1 protein-coding gene is annotated in these 3334 nt (G+C 69.6%); it reads left to right on the top strand.

Annotated features, from left to right (window positions below; translation table 11 throughout):
• Positions 1 to 3334: type I polyketide synthase (locus FB157_RS46915; RefSeq protein WP_145887963.1), on the top strand; the 3334-nt coding region annotated here is incomplete at both ends.

The following is a 3334-nucleotide window of genomic DNA, read 5'->3' as shown; positions in this document are numbered from 1 at the left end:
TCGACGCGGGCTTCTTCGGGATCTCTCCGCGTGAGGCCCTGGCCATGGACCCGCAGCAGCGGCTCCTCCTCGAAACCTCCTGGGAGGCGATCGAGGGCGCGGCCATCGACCCGGCGTCTCTGCGTGGCAGTCGCACCGGAGTGTTCGTCGGGACGACCGGCCAGGACTACGCGTCGCTCGTTGTGAACTCCCGCGAGGACGTGGAGGGTCACGCCAGTACCGGCCTCGCCAACAGCGTGATCTCGGGCCGTGTCTCGTACACCTTCGGGCTGGAGGGCCCGGCCGTCACCATCGACACGGCCTGCTCCTCGTCGCTGGTCGCCATGCATCTGGCCGCTCAGTCGCTGCGCAGCGGCGAATGCACCCTCGCTCTTGCCGGAGGTGCGACCGTCCTGACCACGCCCATGAGCTTCCTGGGCTTCACGCGGCAGGGCGGTCTGGCGACGGACGGGCGGTGCAAGGCGTACGCGGACGCGGCCGACGGCACCGGATGGTCGGAAGGCGTCGGTGTCCTCGTACTCGAACGGCTCTCCGATGCCCGCCGCAACGGTCACCCGGTGCTGGCCGTGGTGCGGGGCTCTGCCGTCAACCAGGACGGCGCCAGCAATGGGCTCACCGCCCCCAACGGCCCCTCGCAGCAACGAGTGATCCGCCAGGCCCTCGCGAACGCCGGCCTGTCACCCACGGATGTTGACGCCGTAGAGGGCCATGGCACGGGCACCACGCTCGGCGACCCCATCGAGGCACAGGCGCTGCTCGCCACGTACGGAAACGGACGAGATGCCGGACGTCCGCTGTGGCTGGGCTCCGTGAAGTCGAACATCGGTCACACGCAGGCCGCGGCCGGTGTGGCCGGGGTGATCAAGATGGTCATGGCGATGCGGCACGGGGTGCTGCCCCGCACCCTGCACGTCGACGCACCCTCCACGCACGTCGACTGGACTGCCGGTGACGTGCGACTCCTCACCGAGGCGATGCCCTGGCCCGAGACGGACCGGCCATGGCGAGCGGGTGTGTCGTCATTCGGGATCAGCGGTACCAACGCCCACGTCGTGCTGGAACAGGCCCTGGCGGACGAACCCGTCGCCACCACACCGGCTGTGAAGCTCGACGTGGTCCCGCTGGTGATGTCGGCGAAGTCGGAGAAGGCGCTGGATGCCCAGGTGGAGCGTGTCACGGGGCTGGACGGCGTACGCGAGCTGGACGTGGCCTGCTCGCTGGCGTCGGGGCGTGCGCGGATGGCACATCGGGCGGTGTTGGTGGACGGTGTCGAGGTCGCTCGTGGTGTGGCGGTTGAGCGGTCGTTGGCGGTGTTGTTCTCGGGTCAGGGGTCGCAGCGGCTGGGTATGGGGCGTGGGTTGTATGCCCGGTTCCCGGTGTTCGCGGAGGCGTTCGACGCGGTGTGTGCGGGCCTGGACGAGCACCTCGACCGTCCCGTGCGTGATGTCGTGTGGGGCGATGACGCCGATCTGTTGAACCAGACGCTGTACACCCAGAGCGGTCTGTTCGCGGTCGAGGTGGCGTTGTTCCGCCTCGTCGAATCACTCGGTGTGCGACCGGAGTTCGTCGCCGGGCACTCGATCGGCGAGCTGGCTGCCGCGCACGTGGCCGGGGTGTTCTCGCTGGAGGACGCCTGCGCGTTGGCCGCTGCTCGTGGCCGGCTGATGCAGGCGCTGCCCGCAGGCGGCGCGATGCTCGCCGTCGAGGCGACGGAAGACGAAGTACGGCCGCTGCTCGGCGATTTCGTTGCCTTGGCTGCCGTCAACGGTCCGTCGTCGGTGGTGGTGTCCGGGGCCGAGGAGGCGGTGCGGCAGATCCGTGTCCACTTCGAGGCACTGGGGCGCAGGACGACCCCGTTGCGAGTGTCGCACGCCTTCCATTCCCCGCTGATGGAGCCGCTGCTCGACGACTTCCGGAAGGTCGTCGAAGGGCTGGTGTCTCGGACCGCCGAGATCCCCGTCGTCTCGAACCGCACAGGTGAGATCGCGACGAGGGAGGAGCTGACTTCCCCCGAGTACTGGGTCCGGCACGTCCGGGACACCGTTCGATTCTGGGACGGCATAGGAGCCCTACGCCGCGCGGGTGCCACGGCCTTCCTGGAAGTCGGACCGGACGGTGTCCTCGCCGCACTGACGCAGCAGAGCATGGGGGAGGACGAGCAGGACTGCGTAGTCACGCCTCTGCTCCGAAAGGACCGTCCGGAGGAGACCGCGCTGGTCACCGGACTGGCGCGAATGCACTGCGCTGGTGTCGACGTGCACTGGGCGCGCCTGTTCGAAGGGACCGGCGCCCAGCGTGTGGACCTGCCCACCTACCCCTTCCAGCGTGAGCCGTACTGGCCCACGCCGGCCGCACGTACAGGCGACGTGAGCGGCGTCGGACTGACCGCGACACAACACCCGCTGCTCGGCGCGGCTGTGTCGGTGGCGGACAGCGGTCAGGTCCTGCTCTCGGGACGGCTGTCGCCGAAGGCGCAGCCGTGGCTCGCAGATCACACCGTTGACGGCACACCGGTGTTCCCGCCCACCGCGTTCCTGGAGCTGCTGATCAGAGCCGCTGACCAGGTCGGATGTGACCGTGTCGAGGAGCTGGCCCTGACCGGGCAGCCGCTCCTGCTGTCAGCAACCGGTGCGACGGCGATCCAGGTGACGATCGGCGCTCCGGACGATTCCGGCACTCGCGAGATCGGGTGTTACGCACGCCGGGACGGCGCATCCGACGAGCCGTGGACGTGCCATGCCACCGGCAGGATCACTGCCGCGGAGTCCGTCGCCGACTTCGACGCGTCGGTATGGCCGCCGCAGGACACCGTGCCAGTCGACTTGGATGGCTTCTACGAGGACGGGGAGGGGGACGGGGACTTCGGGCCGGCCTTCCGCACCGTACGCGCCGTGTGGCGGCGCGGAGACGAGGTCTTCGTGGAGGCCGCGCTCCCGGGTACCGGGGACGATGCCGCCCTGTACGGACTGCATCCCACGCTGCTCGATGCCGCCGTCCAGACGGCCGGTTTCGCGGGAGTCGACGACAGCGAACCGCTGGCCGCGCTCACCTGGAACGGGGTATCGCTCCACGCGACCGGAGCGTCGGTCGTACGGATGCGTGTCGCGAAAGTCGGCGAACACTCGGTCTCCGTCGCCGCAGCGGACGCCCAGGGCGTGCCGGTGCTGTCGGTGGAGTCAGCCACGCTGGGCGCACGCCCGATGCAGCTTGCCCCCGCCGCCGCTGTGGACGGAACAACGCTGCTGCGGTTGGAGTGGGTGCCTGTTTCGGGTGGTGTGCGGGGGGTTGTTGCTGATGTTGAGGCGTCGGTGGTGGTGCCGTTGGTGGGGGAGGG

Source organism: Streptomyces sp. BK340, assembly GCF_007827595.1.
GTDB lineage: Bacteria > Actinomycetota > Actinomycetes > Streptomycetales > Streptomycetaceae > Streptomyces.
The sequence above is the reverse complement of the archived record's forward strand: the minus strand, read 5'-3'. Positions and strand labels throughout refer to the sequence as shown.